General features: G+C 69.0%; 15 protein-coding genes, 2 rRNA genes and 1 riboswitch (1 of these 18 running past the window's edge). Of the genes, 4 read left to right on the top strand and 13 right to left on the bottom strand.

Annotation, left to right across the window (positions count from 1 at the left end; genetic code table 11):
- Nucleotides 1–3: 3 nt before the first annotated feature.
- Both ACQPZW_RS02375 and ACQPZW_RS02370 read left to right on the top strand, forming a co-directional pair.
- On the top strand, nt 4–1,659 hold the full coding sequence (locus ACQPZW_RS02375) for a cation:proton antiporter (RefSeq protein WP_433793201.1): 1,656 nt from the start codon (nt 4–6) through the stop codon (nt 1,657–1,659).
- 23 nt (nt 1,660–1,682) lie between these two features.
- On the top strand, nt 1,683–2,657 hold the full coding sequence (locus tag ACQPZW_RS02370) for an ABC transporter substrate-binding protein (RefSeq protein ID WP_433793200.1): 975 nt from the start codon (nt 1,683–1,685) through the stop codon (nt 2,655–2,657).
- On the opposite strand, the gene dctP is transcribed toward ACQPZW_RS02370, so the two are convergent.
- The 10 genes from dctP to ACQPZW_RS02320 all read right to left on the bottom strand — a co-directional run bounded on the left by dctP (nt 2,654) and on the right by ACQPZW_RS02320 (nt 14,606).
- Nucleotides 2,654–3,640, bottom strand: a complete 987-nt coding sequence (dctP, locus tag ACQPZW_RS02365; RefSeq protein WP_433793199.1) for a TRAP transporter substrate-binding protein DctP — start codon at nt 3,638–3,640, stop codon at nt 2,654–2,656. The two genes, ACQPZW_RS02370 and dctP, sit on opposite strands and share 4 nt — an antisense overlap.
- Nucleotides 3,641–3,667: 27 nt before the next feature.
- On the bottom strand, nt 3,668–5,665 hold the full coding sequence (locus ACQPZW_RS02360) for a putative bifunctional diguanylate cyclase/phosphodiesterase (protein WP_433793198.1): 1,998 nt from the start codon (nt 5,663–5,665) through the stop codon (nt 3,668–3,670).
- Nucleotides 5,666–5,726: 61 nt separating this feature from the next.
- Nucleotides 5,727–7,298 (bottom strand): ABC transporter permease, encoded by a 1,572-nt coding sequence (locus ACQPZW_RS02355; RefSeq protein WP_433793197.1) that lies wholly within the window; start codon nt 7,296–7,298, stop codon nt 5,727–5,729.
- Nucleotides 7,295–8,197 carry an ABC transporter ATP-binding protein gene (locus ACQPZW_RS02350; protein ID WP_433793196.1) on the bottom strand — a complete coding sequence of 301 codons (903 nt, stop codon included), beginning with the start codon at nt 8,195–8,197 and terminating at the stop codon, nt 7,295–7,297. Before ACQPZW_RS02350 ends, ACQPZW_RS02355 begins: the two co-directional genes overlap by 4 nt.
- Nucleotides 8,167–8,817 carry a TetR family transcriptional regulator gene (locus tag ACQPZW_RS02345; RefSeq protein ID WP_433793195.1) on the bottom strand — a complete coding sequence of 217 codons (651 nt, stop codon included), beginning with the start codon at nt 8,815–8,817 and terminating at the stop codon, nt 8,167–8,169. The genes ACQPZW_RS02350 and ACQPZW_RS02345 overlap by 31 nt, the downstream gene beginning before the upstream one ends.
- A 42-nt stretch (nt 8,818–8,859) precedes the next feature.
- Nucleotides 8,860–9,762, bottom strand: coding sequence for an ABC transporter substrate-binding protein (locus tag ACQPZW_RS02340; protein ID WP_433793194.1), 903 nt, complete (start codon nt 9,760–9,762; stop codon nt 8,860–8,862).
- The gene (locus ACQPZW_RS02335; RefSeq protein ID WP_433793193.1) at nt 9,759–11,684 is read right to left on the bottom strand and encodes a putative bifunctional diguanylate cyclase/phosphodiesterase; all 1,926 of its coding nucleotides are present in this window, start codon (nt 11,682–11,684) and stop codon (nt 9,759–9,761) included. Before ACQPZW_RS02335 ends, ACQPZW_RS02340 begins: the two co-directional genes overlap by 4 nt.
- Nucleotides 11,685–11,807: 123 nt before the next feature.
- Nucleotides 11,808–12,575: an ATP-binding cassette domain-containing protein gene (locus tag ACQPZW_RS02330; protein WP_433793192.1), complete on the bottom strand. Its 768-nt coding sequence runs from the start codon at nt 12,573–12,575 to the stop codon at nt 11,808–11,810.
- On the bottom strand, nt 12,572–13,582 hold the full coding sequence (locus tag ACQPZW_RS02325) for an ABC transporter permease (protein WP_433793191.1): 1,011 nt from the start codon (nt 13,580–13,582) through the stop codon (nt 12,572–12,574). The genes ACQPZW_RS02330 and ACQPZW_RS02325 overlap by 4 nt, the downstream gene beginning before the upstream one ends.
- Before the next feature lies 1 nt (nt 13,583).
- Nucleotides 13,584–14,606, bottom strand: coding sequence for a substrate-binding domain-containing protein (locus tag ACQPZW_RS02320; RefSeq protein ID WP_433793190.1), 1,023 nt, complete (start codon nt 14,604–14,606; stop codon nt 13,584–13,586).
- Nucleotides 14,607–14,776: 170 nt separating this feature from the next.
- Here ACQPZW_RS02320 and ACQPZW_RS02315 point away from each other — a divergent pair, with 170 nt between their 5' ends.
- Complete coding sequence (locus tag ACQPZW_RS02315; RefSeq protein ID WP_433793189.1) at nt 14,777–15,307, top strand: metallophosphoesterase family protein; 531 nt, start codon at nt 14,777–14,779, stop codon at nt 15,305–15,307.
- Between the two features lie 38 nt (nt 15,308–15,345).
- On the opposite strand, the gene ACQPZW_RS02310 is transcribed toward ACQPZW_RS02315, so the two are convergent.
- The gene (locus ACQPZW_RS02310; protein ID WP_433793188.1) at nt 15,346–16,770 is read right to left on the bottom strand and encodes a glycine hydroxymethyltransferase; all 1,425 of its coding nucleotides are present in this window, start codon (nt 16,768–16,770) and stop codon (nt 15,346–15,348) included.
- Nucleotides 16,771–16,790: 20 nt separating this feature from the next.
- A riboswitch (ZMP/ZTP riboswitch) is annotated at nt 16,791–16,880 on the bottom strand.
- Between the two features lie 202 nt (nt 16,881–17,082).
- On the opposite strand from ACQPZW_RS02310, the gene ACQPZW_RS02305 reads away from it, so the two are divergent.
- On the top strand, nt 17,083–17,499 hold the full coding sequence (locus ACQPZW_RS02305) for a hypothetical protein (protein WP_433793187.1): 417 nt from the start codon (nt 17,083–17,085) through the stop codon (nt 17,497–17,499).
- A 134-nt stretch (nt 17,500–17,633) separates the two neighbouring features.
- Here the strand turns inward: ACQPZW_RS02305 and rrf are convergent.
- A 5S ribosomal RNA gene (rrf, locus tag ACQPZW_RS02300) occupies nt 17,634–17,750 on the bottom strand.
- A gap of 102 nt (nt 17,751–17,852) precedes the next feature.
- Nucleotides 17,853–18,814 (bottom strand): 23S ribosomal RNA (locus tag ACQPZW_RS02295) (it continues 2,148 nt past the right edge of the window).

Here is an 18,814-nt window from a genome sequence, read left to right as displayed (position 1 = left end):
CAGATGAACTACGAGCTGATGCTGCTGTACGCGTTGGGAGCGATCGCTGTGATCATCGTGGTCCATTGGATCACGGAGAAATCCGGCCTTCCCGCTGCTGTCCTCCTGACGCTTGCCGGTGTCATCTACTCGTATCTGCCGGGCGCCAACCTGAAGGTGAACGAAGAAGTCATTCTGATGTTCATCCTGCCGCCCCTGCTCTACAACGCGGCACTGGATTCCTCGCTCCTCGACATCCGGCGCAACATCCGGACGGTGATCAGCCTCTCGGTGGCGCTGGTGCTGATCACCGCCCTGCTGGTCGGGCTCGGCTTCTCGCTCTGGGTCACCGGGGCCACTCTGGCCACCGGCATCGCCCTGGGGGCGGCGGTCGCCCCGCCGGATCCCGTGGCGGCGCTCGCCGTCGGCCGTAAGGCCGGGCTGCCGGGCAAGCTGATCACCCTGATCCAGGGCGAGGGACTGCTCAACGACGCGACCGCGCTGACCCTGCTCACCGTTGCGATCGCCGCTTACAACGAGGGCGGCGACATCCCGTTCGGCGGCACGGTCGTGGACTTCCTCACGTCGGCCGTCGGCGGCGTGATCATCGGCATCGGCATCGCCTACATCGTGCGGTTCCTCAAGCCGTTCCGGCAGGACCCGCTCAGCGCCAACGCCCTGTCGATCATCACCCCGCTCGGCGCCTTCACGCTGGCCGAGCATTACCACCTCTCCGGCGTGCTCGCCGTCGTGGTGGCCGGGCTGATCGTCGGCCATGACACGCCCCGCTACACCACGGGTGCCAGCCGCCTGCAGACCGCCGCCGTCTGGCGCCTGATCGACTTCATTCTCGAGGGCGCCGTCTTCCTGCTGATCGGCATGCAGGTCGAGAGGGTCCTGGAGGGGCTGCGCAACTACTCGTGGAGCCAGATCACCATCGCACTGGCCATCACCCTCGGCGTGGTTCTACTGGTTCGCCCCCTGTGGCTGGCTCTCACCCAGATCCTGCCGCGCCAGCTGCACCTGCGCCTGGGCGGTCAGCAGGACGACGACATGGACGTCCCTGACGGCCGGAGCAAGGAGGAGCCGCTGTCCGGCCGGGAGGTGACCGCCCTGACCTGGGCCGGCACCCGCGGCGTGATCACCTTGGCGGCGGTCTTCACCATTCCGGAGAAGGTCCCGAACCACGACCTGATGGTCTTCTGCGCCCTGGTGGTCGTGCTGGTCACCCTGGTCGGCCAGGGCCTCACCTTCGCGCCGCTGGTCCGCCTGCTGGGCCTGCGCGCCAACCAGAAGGACAAGGCCCGCCTGCGCAACGAGGCCCGTTCGGCCGCTGTCCAGGCCGCGCTGAACCGGCTCGACGACATCCAGGAGGAGCAGCACGACCACGTCGAGGACGAGGCGATCGAGACGATGCGCCGCCAGTTGCAGTTCAGGCTGGACCGCTACCGGCGCCGGCTGGACCTGCTGGAGCAGGTGGAGCAGGTGGAGTCGCACGACCTGCCGAAGTCACCGCAGTACGAGGCGGCGCTCATGGTCCGGCAGGCCGTCATCGACGCCGAGCGCGAGGAACTGCTGCGCTGGCGCGACGCCGGCCGTCTCGCCGACGAGAGCCTGCGGGTGCTCAACCGGGAGCTCGATCACGAGGAGTTGGTCCTGCCGAAGCGGCCAAAGGACTGATACATCCGTAATACGGTGAAAAAATGCGCAGACCGTCGACGTTGCTGGTCTTGGTCATCACCGGTCTGCTGACGGCGTGCGGGGGCGGCGAGGAGAGCGGCCCCCGGGCGCCGGCACAGGGCGGGATCCGCCTCGGGTTCTCGCAGGTCGGCGCGGAGAGCGCTTGGCGGCTCGCGAACACGACGTCGATCGAGCACGCGGCCACGAACGCGGGCGTGCAGCTCGATCTGCGGGTCGCCGACGGGAAGCAGGACAGCCAGACCAACGCCATCCGTGCGTTCATCGACGCGAAGGTCGACGTCATCGCCTTCTCCCCGGTCGTGGAGTCGGGTTGGGACAAGGTGCTGCAGGAGGCCAAGGACGCCGGCATCCCGGTGATCGTGACCGACCGGATGGTGGACACCACCGACACCTCGCTGTTCGTCACGATGCTGGGCTCCGACTTCACCGCCGAGGGCCGCAAGGCAGGTGAGTGGCTGGTCGAGCACTATCGGGACTTCAACGGTCCGGTCCATATCGTCGAGATCGAGGGCACCACCGGTTCGGCGCCGGCCAACCAGCGCCGGGCCGGCTTCGCCGAGGTGATCAAGGCCGACACCGACCTGCAAGTGATCGACTCACGGGACGGCGACTTCACGCGGGCCGGCGGCGAGCAGGTGATGGCCGGATTCCTCCGGGAGCACACCGACATCGACGTGGTCTTCGCCCACAACGACGACGAGGGCCTCGGGGCGGTCAAGGCGATCGAGGCCGCCGGGAAACGTCCCGGCCAGGACGTGAAGATCATCACCGTGGACGCCAGCCGGGACGGGCTGAGCGCGTTGGCCGAGGGCCGGCTCAACTACGTCGTCGAGTGCAACCCCCTGCTCGGGCCACAGCTGATGGAGCTGGTCGGCAAGGTGAAGACCGGACAGGCCGTCCCCCGCCGGGTGGTCGTGGACGAGACCGCGTTCGACCGCGAGGCCGCCAAGGCGGTCCTGCCCAACCGGCAGTACTAACCACCGTCCGGCAGCAGCGTGGCCAGGTCGCCGAAGGTGCCCCGCTGGTCGCGGATCACCGAGGCCAGCGCCCGCCGGAACGCCGGGATGTCGACGTCGTCGAGCCGCCCGCCCTGCCGGGTCGCGAGATCGGTCTTCTCGTCGGTGGCCTCGGCCCACAGCCGCAACTCCTCCTCCCCGGCGAGCCGGCCGGCCTCGACGACCGCGTCGCGCACCGCGGCCGGCTGATCGGCCAGCCACTTCCTGCTCACCATCAGGGCGTCGACGGCGTGCTGGTGACGGGTCCAGGAGAAGTGGGACGCGTACGTCAGATGCTGCTCGGTCACATAGAAGACGAGGCTGTTCTCGGCGCCGTCGACGAGCTTCTGCTGAAGCGCCGACAGGATGTCGTTGGTCGCCATCGGCACCGCGTCCGCTCCCAGCGAATTGATCATGCCGATCGACACGATGTTCTGCGGCACCCGGATACGCAGGCCCTTCAGGTCGGCCGGAGTGTGGATCGGGCGGACCCGGTTGTAGATGTTGCGGTCACCGCCGTAGAAGTAGGCGAGCACCACGAGGCCGTGCTCGTCCAGGATGGCGGCGCAGCGTTTGCCCAACTCCCCGTCGAGACTCTGGATGCACTGCTCGCGGCTGTCGAAGGCGTACGGCAGGCCGGTCACGCCGAGCCTCTTGTCGTACGCCGTGAGGTTGGTCACCAGGGTCTTGCAGAAGGCGAGCTGGCCGGTGCGGACCATCTCGGTCACCCGGTTGTCGTCGCCGAGCACACCGCCCGGCATCACGGTCACCCGATACCGGCCGCCGGTGAGCGCGGTGACCTGGTCGGCGAAGTAGTGCTCGGCGGCGACCATCGGGCTGGTCCGCTGGACCGGCTCGGCGAGCTGCACGTCCACCGGCCCCGTCTGGCCGGTGGACCCGGTCGGGCGGGCGCACCCGGCAGTCAGGCCGGCGGCCGTCAGCAGCAGCAGGGATCGACGATCCACAGCCACACGGTAATCGAGACGAAAACCTCAGACCGCGCTTATCGCCATTCCGGCTCCGGCACCGGCCAGCCAGGCGGTCAGATCGGCGGCCGGCAGGGGGCGGCTGATGTGGTAGCCCTGCGCCTCGTGGCAGCCGAGCTCGTCCAGCGCCCGCAACGCCGACTCGGTCTCGACGCCCTCGGCCACGACCCGCAGACGCAGGTTCCGGGCCAGGTCGACGACCGCGCGCACGATGGTCTCGTCCCGGCTGTTCTCGCACATCTTCATCACGAAGCTCCGGTCGATCTTGAGCTCGTGCGGCGGCATGTCCCGGAGGTGGGCGATCGAGGAGTAGCCGGTTCCGAAGTCGTCGATCGAGATGTTGACGCCCTGCTCGCGCAGCTCGCCCAGCACCTCGCCGGCCCGCATCATGTCGGCGATCACCGCACTCTCGGTGATCTCCAGGGTGAGCAGCTCGGGGCGTACCCGGTGGCGTTCGAGGGCGGCCGCGACGGTCGCCGGGAAGCCGTCGTCGGACAGCGACCGGGCCGGGATGTTCACCGACACCGGCAGCTCGTGGTCGAGCCTCGCCCAGTCGCCGATCTGGGCCAGCGCCTGGTCCAGCACCTCCGCGGTGACCAGGTCGATCAACCCGGTCTCCTCGGCGAGCGGGATGAAGGCGTCCGGCGCGAGCAGGCCGCGGGTGGGGTGCTGCCAGCGCACGAGGGCCTCGGCCCCACACGGCATCCGGGTGGCCACGTCCACTTTGGGCTGGTAGAAGACGACCAGCTCGCCGCGTTCGATACCGTGGCGGAGCTCGCTCTGCAGGACCAGCCGGCCGGCGGCGCCCTCGTCCAGCGACGTGTCGTAGCCGGTGACGCCGCCGTGGCGGCGCTTGGCCGCGTACATCGCGACGTCCGCGTGCTGCAGCAGCTCGGCGGCGTCCACGCCGTCGGCAGGGTACATCGCCACGCCGATGCTGGCGTCGATGTCGACGGTCAGGCCGCTCAGCTCGATCGGCAGGCGCAGGGACTCCAGGATGCGGCGGCCCGCCTCGACCGCCCCCGGCTGATCCGGGATCGTCGGCAGGATCAGCGCGAACTCGTCGCCACCCAGGCGTACCACGATGTCGCCGGCACGGCAGCCCTGGTCGAGCCGCCGGGCCACCTCGACCAGCAGCTCGTCACCGGCGTGGTGGCCGAGAGTGTCGTTGACCTCCTTGAACCGGTCCAGGTCGAGCAGCAGCAGGCTGAACGGCTCACCCATCTCGTCACCGTGACGGATCGCCGCGCCCAGCTCGTCGTGCAGCATTGCCCGGTTGCCGAGCCCGGTCAGCGAGTCGTGGGTGGCCTCGTGCAGCCGGCGCGCCGACTGCCGCTCGGCCCGGCGCTGGTAGCCGACGAGCACGAGCCCACACACGGCGAACAGCACCGAGACGATCAGGATGGTCACCTCGGCGACCCGCTGCAGCACGGCGGCCTGCCGGTCGACGGCGGCCATGTAGCCGGCCAGCGCCTCCTGGTTGCGGCGAACGTTGGCGAGCACCTCGTCACGCAACGGCGCGAACGCCAGGGCGGCCAGTTCGGCGTAGCCCTGCACCTTCGCGCCCTTCTCGGTCTGCGTCATGATCTCCACGACGATCCGGCTGTAGTTGGCGTAGGCGCCACGGATCGCGTCCAGCTCCAGCCGGTCGACCCCGTCGTGCGCCTGCAGCCAGTCGAGGCCGCCACGTGCCGAGTCGAGGGTCCCGGCCAGCTGCTCGCTGCGGTACTCCGTGCCACCGGTCGCCAGGTACTCCCGTAGCGCGGCGTCCTGGGCGTTGACCCGTACCGCGATGTCGTTGAGCACCTGGGTCACCTCCTGGACCCGGCGGACCTCGCGGGTGGCCTCGGCGGTGCCGCTGGCGGCGAGCACGGCCGAGAGCGCCAGGGTCACGATGCCCACGGCGGTGCCGGCGACGGCCGACCGGGCCGTGGCCCGGCGGGCCAGCAGGCGGCCCCACCGCGTCCGTGGTCTGGTCCGGCCGATCGTTGCGCTCGGGTTCACGGCCACATCAGTCGGGTGTTCCGGCAACGACCTGACCTTTCGGCCAGGCCGCACCGGATTGCTACACGGGGAGGTCGCGGCGGCGCAGGGCGAACAGTCCGGCGCCGGCGAGAACGGCCGCGATCGAGGTCAACACCAGCAGGGGTACGGCCGTGAAGCTCGCCCCCGGCAGATGCGGGACATGGGTGAACGGGGACAGGTCGAGCACCCACTGGTCGACCTGCAGCAGCGGCCCGACCAGCAGGATCACCAGCGCCCCGGCGACCACCGCCCAGGCGGCCGCCGCCAGTTTCGGCACCACGCCGATGAGCAGCGTCGCCGCACCGGCCAGCACCCAGACGGCCGGCAGCTGGGCCAGCGCCGACGCGATCACCGGGCCCGGGTCACCGTGCACCAGGCCCGCGACCACACCCTCGGCGAGCAGCGCCACGGCCGGTCCGAGCAGGGCGAAGACCAGGTGGCTCGCACCCCACGCCCACCGGCTCACGTCGGTGCTCAGCATCGCCTCGGCGTGGCCGGTCTGCTCCTCGTCACGGATGCGCAGCGCGGCCTGCACCGCGTAGCAGGAGATGATCAACGCGCAGGTCTGCGCGATGGACGCGAAGTAGGCGTCCATGATCGAGTCGGTGCCGCCGAGCCGGCTGAAGATCCTGCTCATCGAGTCGGAGTCGGCCGCGAGCTGGGCGACGCTCGTGCTCACCCCGCCGAAGACCAGGCCCAGTGCGGCGAACCCGGCGGTCCAGCCGATGAGCAGGCCGCGATGCAGCCGCCAGGCGAGGGCGATCGGCGAACGCAGGGACGCGGCCGCGGTGGCCGGTCCGAGCCGTCCGGCGAGCAGGCCGCCGCCGAGGTCACGGCGGGTCAGAAGGTACGCCGAAGCGCCCACCGTGGCCAGCGTGGTGACGACCGCCGGCGCCATCGGCCACCAGTCGTCCGCCCCGAACGGGAAGACCCGGTGCACCCAGCCGATCGGTGACAGCCACGACATCCAGTCCAGCCGACCGCCGCCGAGCGCCGAGATGTCCCCGCCCATCCGCAGCACATAGGACACCCCGAGGACCAGCACGGCGATCGCCCGGGCGCCGCGGCCGCTGTCGGCGATCTGCGCCGCGACCGCGCCGACGCCGGCGAAGAGCCAGCCACTCACGGCGTAGGACGCGCCGAGCGCCACCGAGCCACCGGTGGGCAGCCCGTGACCGATCAGGGTGACCGCCACGATCACACCCATCACCAGGCATGCCAGGACCGCGGCGAGCACGGCGGCGGCCAGCGGCGCGAACCGCCCGACCACGCCGGCCCGGATCAGCTCGGTCCGGCCGGCCTCCTCGTCGGCCCGGGTGTGCCGGATGACGGTGAGCAGGGCGGCGAGGCCGATCATCACCGGCAGGAAACCACCGCGCCACACCGTCAGCTCGCCGAGGCTGTCACCGTGCAGCGGACCGTAGAGACCGATGAACCCGGCGTTGGAGGCACTGATCGCGGCGTAGTCGACCCGCTCCGCCGCGGTGGCGAACAGCGTGTCGAACCCGGTCACGTAGACATACGGCAGGCTGCCCAGCAGCAGCACCCAGAGCGGCATGACCACCCGGTCGCGGCGCAGCACCAGCCGGAGCAGGTCGAGCGTCCCGGTCATCGGGCGTCCTCCGCGTCACGCGTGTAGTGGCGTAGGAACAGCTCCTCCAGTGACGGCGGCTGGCTGACCAGACTGCGCACGCCGGCCTCGACGAGCGACTTGAGCGCCGGCTCGAGAGCGCCGGCGTCGACGTCGAAGGCGACCCGTCCGTCCTCGGTGGTCAGGTCGTGCACACCGGCGATGGCGGCGAGCCCGTTGACCGGGCCGGTCAGCTCGGCACGGATCGTGGTGCGGGTCAGGTGCCGCAGGTCGGCCAGGGTGCCGGTCTCCACCGACCGGCCGGCCCGGATGATGGTCAGCCGGTCACAGAGCGCCTCGACCTCGGAGAGGATGTGGCTGGACAGCAGAACCGTACGGTCGCCGCGTCTCTTCTCCTCGAGGATCACCTCCCGGAAGACCTCCTCCATCAGCGGGTCGAGCCCGGAGGTCGGCTCGTCGAGGATGAGCAGCTCCACATCGGAGGCGAGCGCCGCGACCAGCGCCACCTTCTGCCGGTTGCCCTTGGAGTAGGCCCGGCCCTTCTTGCGCGGATCGAGCTCGAACCGCTCCACCAGGTCGTCGCGGCGTTTCCGGTCGATCCCGCCGCGCAGCCGCCCGAGCAGGTCGATCACCTCGCCACCGGTCAGGCTGGGCCAGAACGTGACGTCGCCCGGCACATACGCCAGACGGCGGTGCAGTGCCGTGGCGTCGGCCCAGGGGTCGCCGCCGAGCAGCCGCGCCGAGCCGCCGTCGGCCCGCATCAACCCGAGCAGGACGCGGATCGTGGTGGTCTTGCCGGCCCCGTTCGGCCCGAGGAAGCCGTGCACCTCCCCGGTCGCGACCCTCAGGTCGAGCCCGTCGAGAGCGGTGACCGCCCCGAACCGTTTGATCAGTCCTTCGACATCGATGGCATCCGCCATGACCCCTTCTCTCCCAACGACGAATCTCCGAGCCGATCCAGCGCTTTCAGTGCCTCATCGGCCTGCTCAGGGGTGAGGAGTGGCTGCGAGAAGATCTCCAGGGACGCCCGGATGAGGCGCAGGTAGCCGGGCATCGTCCCGACGTCCTCGCCGAGCGCGGCCGTCAACTGGTCGCGCATCAGGAACATGCCCATCTTCATGGCGCCGAGGACCGCCACGTAGGCGCGCGCGTCGGACGTCTCCAGACCGGTGCCGGCCAGCCACTGCTCGCCGTGTTGCAGGGTCTGCTCGAACATGGCCGCGCCACGGGGTGATCCGTCCATCAGGGACCGCACCAGATATTGCTGGAGCGCCATGGCATCGGGGGCGATGGCGCCGCCGATCGCGCCGGACTCGGTGAACGCCATCTGGAGCTGCGCGATCCGTGCCATCGCCCACTCGTCACAGGCGTCGCGCAGCCCCTCCTTGGACCCGAAATGGTGCCGGAGCAGGCCCGAGGAGACGCCCGCGGCCTGCGCGATGTCGCGGATCGTGGCGCCCGCGATGCCCCGCTCGGTGAAGAGGGCGATCGCGGCGTCCCGGATCCGGGCTCGTGCGGTCAGGTCGCTGTCACTACTCACGCGTGTAGCGTACTACACGTACGTGTAGTTGGGCATGACCGTCTATGCGCCGTTGACTGTCGCCTTGCTGACTCCGCTCGCGATCAGCTCCCAGCGGGCCAGCAGGTCGCCGTAGGTGCCCGAGTCGATGAGCCGCTGCAGGGCGTCACGCAGACAGTCCCGCAGGGCGACGTTGCTCTTGTCCACCGCGATCCCGAAGAGCCCCGGCTCGTACTGCTGATCCGAGGCCAGCTCGAAGAAGGCGCTGGTCCGCTCGTCGGTGGTCAGGTAGGAGGCCGGCGGGTAGTCCTGCAGAGCCGCCACCACCCGGCCGAGACGCAGCTCCACCAGAGCGTCGGCGTTCGTCGGCAGGCTGACGATGCGCACCGGGCGTGAGCCGCATTTCTTCGCGGTCCGCTGGAGCATCTCCTCCTGGAAGGTGCCCTTCTCGGTCGCCACCGGGTGTCCACAGAGGTCGTCGAGGCTCCGGACGCCCTTCGGGTTGCCCCGCTGCACCAGGATCGACGTGCCGGTGGAGAAGTAGTTGACGAAATCGGCCCGGTCGCGCCGGTCCGCGGTGTCCGTCATCGACGACAGCACCCCGTCGTAGGTGCCGGCCGACACCTCGTCCAGCGCCGTGTTGAACACGCCGACCACCATCTCGACCCGGACGCCGAGCACCTCGCCCAGCGCGGCGGCGAGATCCGGCTCGAAACCGATGATGGTGCGCCCGTCGGCGGCGAAATACTCCATCGGCGCGTAGCTGGCGTCGGTCACCAGGCGCAGGAACCCGCGGGTCCGGACCGCCTCGGGCAGCTTGGCGTGCAGCGCGGGGTCCACGGCCACGGCGCCGACCTCGTCCACCGCTCCGGCCTGGACGGCGGCGGTCTCGGCCCGGGTGCATCCGCCCGTCGCGAGGACGAGCGCGATCCCGGCGGTGGCCGCGGCACGGCGTAGGAGACTCATCGGTGCATTCCTTCGATCATGGTCGCTTCTGACATCTCGACGGGCAGTCCGAACATCCCGGGGTCCACCTGCGGCCACGGGACCGGACGGCCGATCAGGTAGCCCTGTGCCTCGTCGCAACCCGCGTCGATCAGCCACCGATAGACCTCGGCCGTCTCGACACCCTCGGCGGTGACGCGGCTGCCCAGACCGTGCGCCAGCTCGATCACCGAACGGACGATGGCCCGGCTCTGCGGGTCGTCGATCACGTCCGCGACGAACTTTCGGTCGATCTTGATCTCCGCGACCGGTTGCCCCCGCAGGTGCGACAGGCTGGTGAACCCGGCGCCGAAGTCGTCGACGGAGAGGCCGACACCGAGCGCGGACACCCGGGCGAGCACCCGTTCCACCGTGTCCACGTCACCGGCCAGAGCGGTCTCGGTCACCTCCAGCACCAGGCGCCCGGGCGAGGTGCCGGTCTCGGCGAGCAGCTCGGCCACCAGGTCCGGGAACCCGGCCACCTCGAGGTTGCGGGCCGACACGTTCACCGACACCGCCCACGGCCGGCCGGCCGCGGTCCAGCCCAACTGATCGGTCAGCGCCCGGCGCAGCACCCACTCGGTGAGCGGCACGATCAGGCCGGAGTGCTCGGCGGCGGGCAGAAACGCGCCCGGCGGCAGCAGCCCGCGCTCCGGATGCTGCCAGCGGACCAGCGCCTCCAGAGCCGTCACCGACCCGTCCGGCAGGTCGACCTTGGGCTGGTAGTGCAGGACCAGCTCGTCGCGCTCCAGGGCGTGCCGCAGCTCGGCCTGCACCACGAGCCACTGATGCGGGTGGGCGACACCGGCGCCCGAGTAGACGACGATGTCGGCCGTACCACGTTTACCCTGGTACATCGCCACATCGGCGTGCTGCGTCAGCTCCTGCAGAGTGTCGCCGTGCTCCGGGTAGAGGGCGATGCCGAAACTCGCCTCGATGCTCAGCCGCACGCCGTCGAGCACCATCTCCTCGGCCAGCCGACCGCGGACACCCTCCAGCAGCGCGATCGCCTCCGGCTCGCTGCGGCCCGGCAGGAGCAGGGCGAACTCGTCGCCGCCCAGCCGCGCCAGCATGTCCCGCGGGCCCAGCCCGGCCCGGAAACGCTCGGACACCACCTGCAGCAACTCGTCGCCGGCGTGGTGGCCGAGGGTGTCGTTGACCTCCTTGAACCGGTTGAGGTCGACGAGCACCACGGCGCCCGGCTCCCCGTCGCGACGGGCCTGCTCCAGAACGGCGTCCGCCGCATTACGGAAGGCGACCCGGTTCGGCAGCCCGGTCAGCGCGTCGTGCAGGGCGTTGTGCCGCTGGTCGGCGGCATAACGACGCAGCGACCGGGTGGTCCACCAGGCCAGCAGGGCCAGCACCAGATAGAGGGCGGCGAGACCCCCACCGATGCGCCGGAGCGTCTGGGTCACCTGGTGGTCCAGGCGGTCGGCGATCGACTGGTACGGCAGATAGACCTCGAGCACACCGACGGACTGACCGGTCGCCCCCGCGAACAGCGGCTGCATCACCCGGATCGTCTGCGTCCGCCCGATGATGACCTTGGATCGGGCGTGTCCCGCCGCGGCGGCCTGGAAATCCGGGTCGGAGATCGGCGCCCCGTTGCTGGACGAGCCGTCGTCGGAGAAGATCACCCGGCCGGTGAAGCCGCGCAGCCGCAGGTGCTGCACCGAGCCCCGGTAGACGGCCAGGCCGGTGGACTCGCGCATCCGCTCGTACTGCTCGGCGGTCAGACCGCGCCGGCTCAGGTCACCGCCGAAGGTGTGCGCCTCACCGCTGTTCAACGCGGGTGCGACCACCATCTGCGCGATGACGTCGGCCTGCGCCAGCCCTTGCGCACGGCCCTGCTCGGCCGCGTCCCTCCGGTAGTCCTGCACCACGAGGGCGCCCAGGGCGATCACCGGAACGAGGCTGGCGGCCGCGAAGGTCGCGAACAGCCGCGAGGTACTCCGTACTCGCGGACGTGCTCGACGTAACCTCATGTCGACCCAGATCGACGCCGCCCCGGATCGGTTGAGGAAAAGTCAGGCGTCCGGCGAGGCCGCCCCCGTCATGATCGCGACCGCGTCGGACATCGAGTGGGAGCCCGGGGTGATCACCGCGATCCGGCGGCCCAGTCGCTGGATGTGGATGCGGTCCGCGACCTCGAAGACGTGCGGCATGTTGTGGCTGATCAGGATCACCGGCAGACCCCGGTCCCGGACGTCGCGGATCAGTTGCAGAACCCGGTTGCCCTCCTTCACACCGAGCGCCGCGGTCGGCTCGTCGAGGATCACCACCTTGCTGCCGAAAGCCGCCGCCCGGGCCACCGCGACCGCCTGCCGCTGCCCACCGGAGAGCGACTCCACCGGCTGCCCGATGTTCTGCAGGGTGGCGACGCCGAGCTCACTCATGTGCCGGGCCGCCTCCTCCCGCATGTGCCGGCGATCCAGCATCCGGAAGATCGACCCGAGCGGGCCGGGCCGGCGCTGCTCCCGGCCGAGGAACAGGTTGTCGGCGATGTCCAGGCCGGGCGCGACCGCGAGAGTCTGATAGACGGTCTCGATGCCGGCCGCGCGGGCCTCCATCGGGTTGCGGAAGTGCACCGGCTGCCCGTCCAGCAGGATCTCGCCGCTGTCCGGGAGCAGCGCCCCGGACAGGGCCTTGATCAGGCTCGACTTGCCGGCCCCGTTGTCACCGATCACCGCGAGGATCTCGCCCGGGAGCAACTCGAGGTCGCTGCCGTCGATCGCGACGACCCGCCCGTACCTCTTGGTCAGGCCTTTGGCTTGAAGAACCGGAGTCGTGGTCACCCTCGCACCTTCCTGATCCACTGGTCGAGCGAGACCGCGATCAGCACCAGCAGGCCGATCGCGAAGCCCTGCCAGACCACCTCGACGCCGGCCAGTTGCAGGCCGTTGCGGAAGACCCCCACGATGAGCGCCCCGATCAGGGTGCCGATCACCCCGCCGCGGCCGCCGAACAGACTGGTCCCGCCGAGCACGACCGCGGTGATCGAGTCCAGGTTGTACTCGGTGCCCACGTTCGGGCTGGCCGACGCGAGCCGGCCGATCAGGATCCACCCGGCGATCGCGTAGAGCAGGCCGGCCGTGGTGTACACCGAGAACAGCACCCGACCGGTTCGGATCCCCGCCAGCCGGGCCGCCTCGACGTCGTCCCCGGTCGCGTAGACGTGCCGGCCCCACGCCGTCCGGCTCAGCGCGTAGGCGAAGAACCCGAACAGCAGCAGCATGATGATCGACCCGTAGCTGAGCCGGAAGTCCCCGATCGGGATCGCCTTCCCGGTCCACGTCATCAGGGCCGGCATGTCCGCGCCACGGATCGTCTCGCTGTCGCTGACCACGGCGTTCAGCGAGAAGAAGATGGTCAGCGTGCCGAGCGTGACGATGAACGGCGGCAGCTTGATGCGGGTCACCAGGGCCCCGTTGAGAGCGCCCATCGCCGTGCCGCACGCGAACCCGAGCAGCAGTGCGAGCGGCGCCGGCACCCCCGCATCGGTGGCGAAGATCGCCATCAGGATCGACGAGAACACCGCGATCGCCCCGGCCGACAGGTCGATGCCGGCGGTCAGGATGATCAGCGTCTGCCCGAGCGCCAGCGTCGCGATGACGGTGACCTGCAACAACACCAGCGACAGGTTGGCCGCGGCGAAGAACCGGCCGTTCACGATCGAGAACGCCACGATCGCCGCGACCAGCACGGCGAGCGGACCGATAACCGGATTGCCGTGCAGCAGGTGTTGCAGTCGCAGCCCGAACGAGTCGGACCGCCGTACCTCGAAGTCAGCGGTGGCGGTCATCTCACCCCCAGCAGTTCTGCCGGCCCCACGCGGAGTCCTTCGCCTCCACGCCGGCCTGCGGTTGGTCGGTGATCAGTTGCACGCCGGTGTCGACGAAGTCCTTCCCGGCGGTGTTCTGCGGTCTGGCGCCGGTCTTCGCGTACTCCGCGATCGCGGCGACGCCCAGCTCGGCCATCTTGATCGGGAACTGCATCGACGTCGCGCCGATCACTCCGGCGGCGACGTTGTCGACACCCGGGCACCCGCCGTCGACCGAGACGATGGTGACCTCGCGCTCCCGCCCGGCCGCCTTGAGCGCCTCGTACGCCCCGGCCGCCGCGGGCTCGTTGATCGTGTAGACCAGGTTGATCGACGGATCCTTCTGAAGGAGGTTCTCCATGGCGGTCCGGCCGCCCTCCTCGTTGCCGTCGGTGACGTCGTGCCCGACGATCCGCGGGTCGCTCTCGTCCCCGATCCGCCCCTTGTCGGCGACGTCGACCCCGAACCCCTCGAGGAAACCCTGATCACGCTGGACGTCCACACTGACCTGATTGGCGTTGAGGTCGAGCATGGCGATCCGAGCCTCTTTACCCTCGGTGGCGAACTTCGCCTTCGCCCACTCCCCGATCAGGCGCCCGGCCTGGTAGTTGTCGGTGGCGAAGGTGGCGTCCGCGGCATCGGCCGGTTCCACCGGGGTGTCCAGGGCGATGACCAGCATCCCGGCCTCGTGCGCCCGGTCGATCGCCGGCACGATCGCCTTGGAGTCGTTCGGCGTGATCAGGAAGCCCCTCGCGCCGAAGGAGATCAGGTTCTCGATCGCCAGCACCTGCGCCTCGTTGTCACCGTCCACCCGCCCGGAGAAGGTCTGCAGGTCGACACCGGCGGTGGCGGCCGAGCCCTGCGCGCCCTTTTTCATGGTCACGAAGAAGGGATTGGTGTCGGTCTTGGTGATCAGCCCGACGACGGGCTCGCCGGTGCCGCGATTGCACGCGGCGCCGACGAGAACCAGCAATAGACCACTCGCGGCCACGAAGAACTTGCGCATGCCCCCTCCAAGACATCGAGAGAGACCGTTGCCTTGGAGTAGACGCTCAGGTCATCGGACTGTCAACCGGGGAGCGGGGGAAGTCGACGACGTAGGACGGATCGGTCGCGGTGTCCCTCGCCGACGGGCGCCACCCGGCAGACTGCCGACGGACATTCAGGAGCGGATCCATGCGGCTTGTTCTGATCAGTGACACGCACGTGCCGAAACGCGCCCGCGACCTGCCGGCCGAACTGTGGTCGGCGATCGACCGGGCCGACGTGACCGTCCACGCCGGCGACTGGGTCGACCCCGGCCTGCTCGACCGGCTCGAAGCCCGCGCGGCACGCCTGATCGCCTGCTACGGCAACAACGACGGGCCACGACTGCGAGCCCGTCTGCCCGAGATCGCCCACGCCGACCTCGACGGGGTACGGCTCGCGGTGATCCACGAGACCGGTCAGGCGACCGGCCGGGAGCAGCGGTGCGCGGCCATGTTCCCCGACACCGACGTGCTCGTCTTCGGTCACTCCCACATCCCCTGGGACACCACCGCCGGCACCGGGCTGCGCCTGCTCAACCCCGGATCACCCACCGACCGGCGACGCCAGCCCCACCACACCTACATGACCGCCCACATCGACGCCGGAGAGCTGCGGGAAGTCACCCTGCACCGGCTGCCGCCCCGCCCCGGAAAGCACGAACCCGCCGCGACCGAGTGACGGCCGACGGCGGGTCCGGGTCTGCTGCGGCTGTGCGATCAGCCCAGGTCGACGGACGGATAGAGCGGGAACGGCGCCAGCAGCTCGGTGGCCTGCTTGCCGACCCGGTCGGCGAGAGCCGGGTCCAGGTCGAACTTCGCCTTCGAGCCCTCGGCCGGGCTGGTGGCGGCGAGCACCGTGTGGATCAGGTCGGCGATCTGGTCCATCTCGGCGACGCCCAGACCGCGGCTGGTCAGAGCCGGGGTGCCGACGCGGATGCCGGAGGTGTACCAGGCGCCGTTCGGGTCGTTCGGGATCGCGTTACGGTTCGTCACGATGCCGCTGTCGAGCAGGGCCTGCTCGGCCTGCCGCCCGGTGATGCCGAACGGGTGGACGTCGAGCAGCACCAGGTGGTTGTCGGTGCCCCCGGAGACGAGCTGCACGCCCCGCTTCAGCAGACCCTCGGCCAGCGCCTGGCTGTTGGTGACGATCTGCTGGGCGTAGGTCGAGAACTCCGGCCGGCGGGCCTCGGCGAACGCGATCGCCTTGGCCGCCATCACGTGCGGCAGCGGACCACCGAGCACCATCGGGCAGCCCCGGTCGACCTGCGACGCGAGCTCCGGCTGGCAGAGGACGGCACCACCACGCGGGCCACGCAGGCTCTTGTGAGTGGTGGTGGTGACGATGTGCGCGTGCGGGATCGGGTTGAAGTCGCCGGTGAACACCCCACCCGCGACCAGACCGGCGAAGTGCGCCATGTCGACCATGAAGGTCGCGCCCACCTCGTCGGCGATCTCGCGCATCTTCGCGAAGTTCACCTTCCGGGGGTACGCCGAGTAGCCGCCCACGATCACAGCGGGCTTGAACTCCTTGGCGCTCTCCCGCAGGGCCGCGTAGTCGATCTGACCGGTCGCCGGGTCCACCCCGTAGCTGCGCTGGTCGAACATCTTGCCGGAGATGTTCGGGCGGAAGCCGTGGGTCAGGTGACCACCCGCGTCCAGCGACATGCCGAGCAGCCGCTGGTTGCCGAACGCCTGCCGCAACTCGGCCCACTCGGCATCGGTCAGGTCGTTGATCTGCCGCTTCTCGAACTTCTTCAGGTAGGGCACCTCGACCCGGTCGGCGAGGATGGCCCAGTAGGCGACGAGGTTGGCGTCGATGCCGGAGTGCGGCTGGACATACGCGTAAGGCGCCCCGAACAGAGCCTTGGCGTGCTCGACCGCCACCGACTCGACGATGTCGACGTTCTGGCAGCCGGCGTAGAACCGCCGGCCGATCGTGCCCTCCGCATACTTGTCGGAGAGCCAGTTACCCATGGCGAGCAGGACCGCCGGGGAAGCATAGTTCTCGCTCGCGATCAGCTTCAGCGACTCACGCTGGTCGGTGAGCTCCTGCGCGATCGCGTCGGCGATGCGGGGCTCCACCGAACGCACCACATCGAGGGCGGATCGGAAAGCGACGGACTCGGCGTTCAACTCAGGCATGGGACCTCCCTATCACGAAGCGAAGAGGCCCAGGCGCACGGCATACGTCATCTCGACGGAGCCGCTCCCCGATGGTCAGCCATCCGAACGCGCCAGTCACGGCCCTCCGGAAGCATACCGCCCCCGAGCAGCCTGCTCATGCGGGTGAGCCGACCCGACGGCCGGACATCGACGGGAGACTTCGTCACACCAGTCACCGGGGCACCGCCAAAGCGACATTTGTTGATATCGTCGGCTGCCGTCGTAGATCGACGTCGGTAAGAGCAAGAACGGGGAAAATCAGTGTTCAAGCGCATTACGCAGGACACGACTGTGCCGAATCGGTCGGTCAAGAAGCGCGTCGCCACCGGTCTGGCCGTCCTGGGTGCGGCCTCGGCCGTGACCGTCGGCTGGACGCAGACCGCTGAGGCCGAGAGTGCCGTCACGCCGATCGGCACCATCACGGCCGTGCAGTACAACGGCAACTACTGCGACGACTTCGGCGCCCACGTCCGGGTCACCATCGCCAAGGGGACCGCCTCGACGCAGTACACGCTGTGGGGCACCGGCTTCATGCAGACGGCGGCCAAGGTGACGACCACCAGCGCCGGCGCGGGCACCATCGATCTGCACAACATCGGGGTCCCCGCGGGTGGACGCATCGGTGTGGCGACGATCCTCGTCTCGACGAGCTACTACACGACGTCGATTCCCGTCACCGTCAAGTGCTCGAGCGGCGAGGGCGGCTGATCCTCACGACTCCGGCCGGCCCGCACCGATCACGGTGCGGGCCGGCCGTTTCACGGGTCGACTTCACGAGCCGACGAACCCCGGGAAAGCAGAAAGGCCCACCCGTTACCCGGGTGGGCCTTTCCATACGTTGAGTCCGGCGGCGTCCTACTCTCCCACACCCTCCCGAGTGCAGTACCATCGGCGCTGAAGGGCTTAGCTACCGGGTTCGGAATGTAACCGGGCGTTTCCCCTCCGCTATGACCACCGAAACAGCAATCAGCAGAACCAACCAGCAACCGTCGGGATCTCTCCCTCAGGGTGGTTGTTCGTTTGCTGTGAATCACACAGTGGACGCAAGCGCAATGTATAGGGTGGTTAAGCCCTCGGCCTATTAGTACCGGTCAACTCAACACGTTACCGTGCTTACATCTCCGGCCTATCAACCCAGTAGTCTAGCTGGGAGCCTTACCCACTCAAGGTGGTGGGATACCTCATCTCGAAGCAGGCTTCCCGCTTAGATGCTTTCAGCGGTTATCCCTTCCGAACGTAGCCAACCAGCCATGCTCCTGGCGGAACAACTGGCACACCAGAGGTTCGTCCGTCCCGGTCCTCTCGTACTAGGGACAGCCCTTCTCAAGTATCCAACGCGCACGGCGGATAGGGACCGAACTGTCTCACGACGTTCTAAACCCAGCTCGCGTACCGCTTTAATGGGCGAACAGCCCAACCCTTGGGACCTGCTACAGCCCCAGGATGCGACGAGCCGACATCGAGGTGCCAAACCATCCCGTCGATATGGACTCTTGGGGAAGATCAGCCTGTTATCCCCGGGGTACCTTTTATCCGTTGAGCGACACCGCTTCCACACGCAAGTGCCGGATCACTAGTCCCGACTTTCGTCCCTGCTCGACCCGTCAGTCTCACAGTCAAGCTCCCTTGTGCACTTACACTCAACACCTGATTGCCAACCAGGCTGAGGGAACCTTTGGGCGCCTCCGTTACCCTTTAGGAGGCAACCGCCCCAGTTAAACTACCCACCAGACACTGTCCCTCGACCCGATCAGGGCCGCAAGTTAGATACCCAAACCCAACAGAGTGGTATTTCAACAATGCCTCCACCCGAACTGGCGTCCGAGCTTCACCGGCTCCCACCTATCCTACACAATTAAATTCGGATACCAATGTCAAGCTATAGTAAAGGTCCCGGGGTCTTTCCGTCCTGCCGCGCGTAACGAGCATCTTTACTCGTACTGCAATTTCGCCGGGCCTGTGGTTGAGACAGTGGGGAAGTCGTTACGCCATTCGTGCAGGTCGGAACTTACCCGACAAGGAA

This window comes from Actinoplanes sp. CA-252034, assembly GCF_050956125.1.
In the GTDB taxonomy this organism is placed as follows: Bacteria; Actinomycetota; Actinomycetes; order Mycobacteriales; family Micromonosporaceae; genus Actinoplanes.
This window is presented reverse-complemented; position numbering and strand designations above follow the sequence as displayed.

Bases quoted from the DNA above. Each gene is read 5' to 3' on its own strand.
- ACQPZW_RS02375 (WP_433793201.1), top strand. From the start codon at position 4: ATGAACTACGAGCTGATGCTGCTGTACGCGTTGGGAGCGATCGCTGTG.
- ACQPZW_RS02370 (WP_433793200.1), top strand. From the start codon at position 1,683: ATGCGCAGACCGTCGACGTTGCTGGTCTTGGTCATCACCGGTCTGCTG.
- ACQPZW_RS02355 (WP_433793197.1), bottom strand. From the start codon at position 7,298: ATGACCGGGACGCTCGACCTGCTCCGGCTGGTGCTGCGCCGCGACCGG.
- ACQPZW_RS02350 (WP_433793196.1), bottom strand. From the start codon at position 8,197: ATGGCGGATGCCATCGATGTCGAAGGACTGATCAAACGGTTCGGGGCG.
- ACQPZW_RS02340 (WP_433793194.1), bottom strand. From the start codon at position 9,762: ATGAGTCTCCTACGCCGTGCCGCGGCCACCGCCGGGATCGCGCTCGTC.
- ACQPZW_RS02325 (WP_433793191.1), bottom strand. From the start codon at position 13,582: ATGACCGCCACCGCTGACTTCGAGGTACGGCGGTCCGACTCGTTCGGG.
- ACQPZW_RS02320 (WP_433793190.1), bottom strand. From the start codon at position 14,606: ATGCGCAAGTTCTTCGTGGCCGCGAGTGGTCTATTGCTGGTTCTCGTC.
- ACQPZW_RS02315 (WP_433793189.1), top strand. From the start codon at position 14,777: ATGCGGCTTGTTCTGATCAGTGACACGCACGTGCCGAAACGCGCCCGC.
- ACQPZW_RS02310 (WP_433793188.1), bottom strand. From the start codon at position 16,770: ATGCCTGAGTTGAACGCCGAGTCCGTCGCTTTCCGATCCGCCCTCGAT.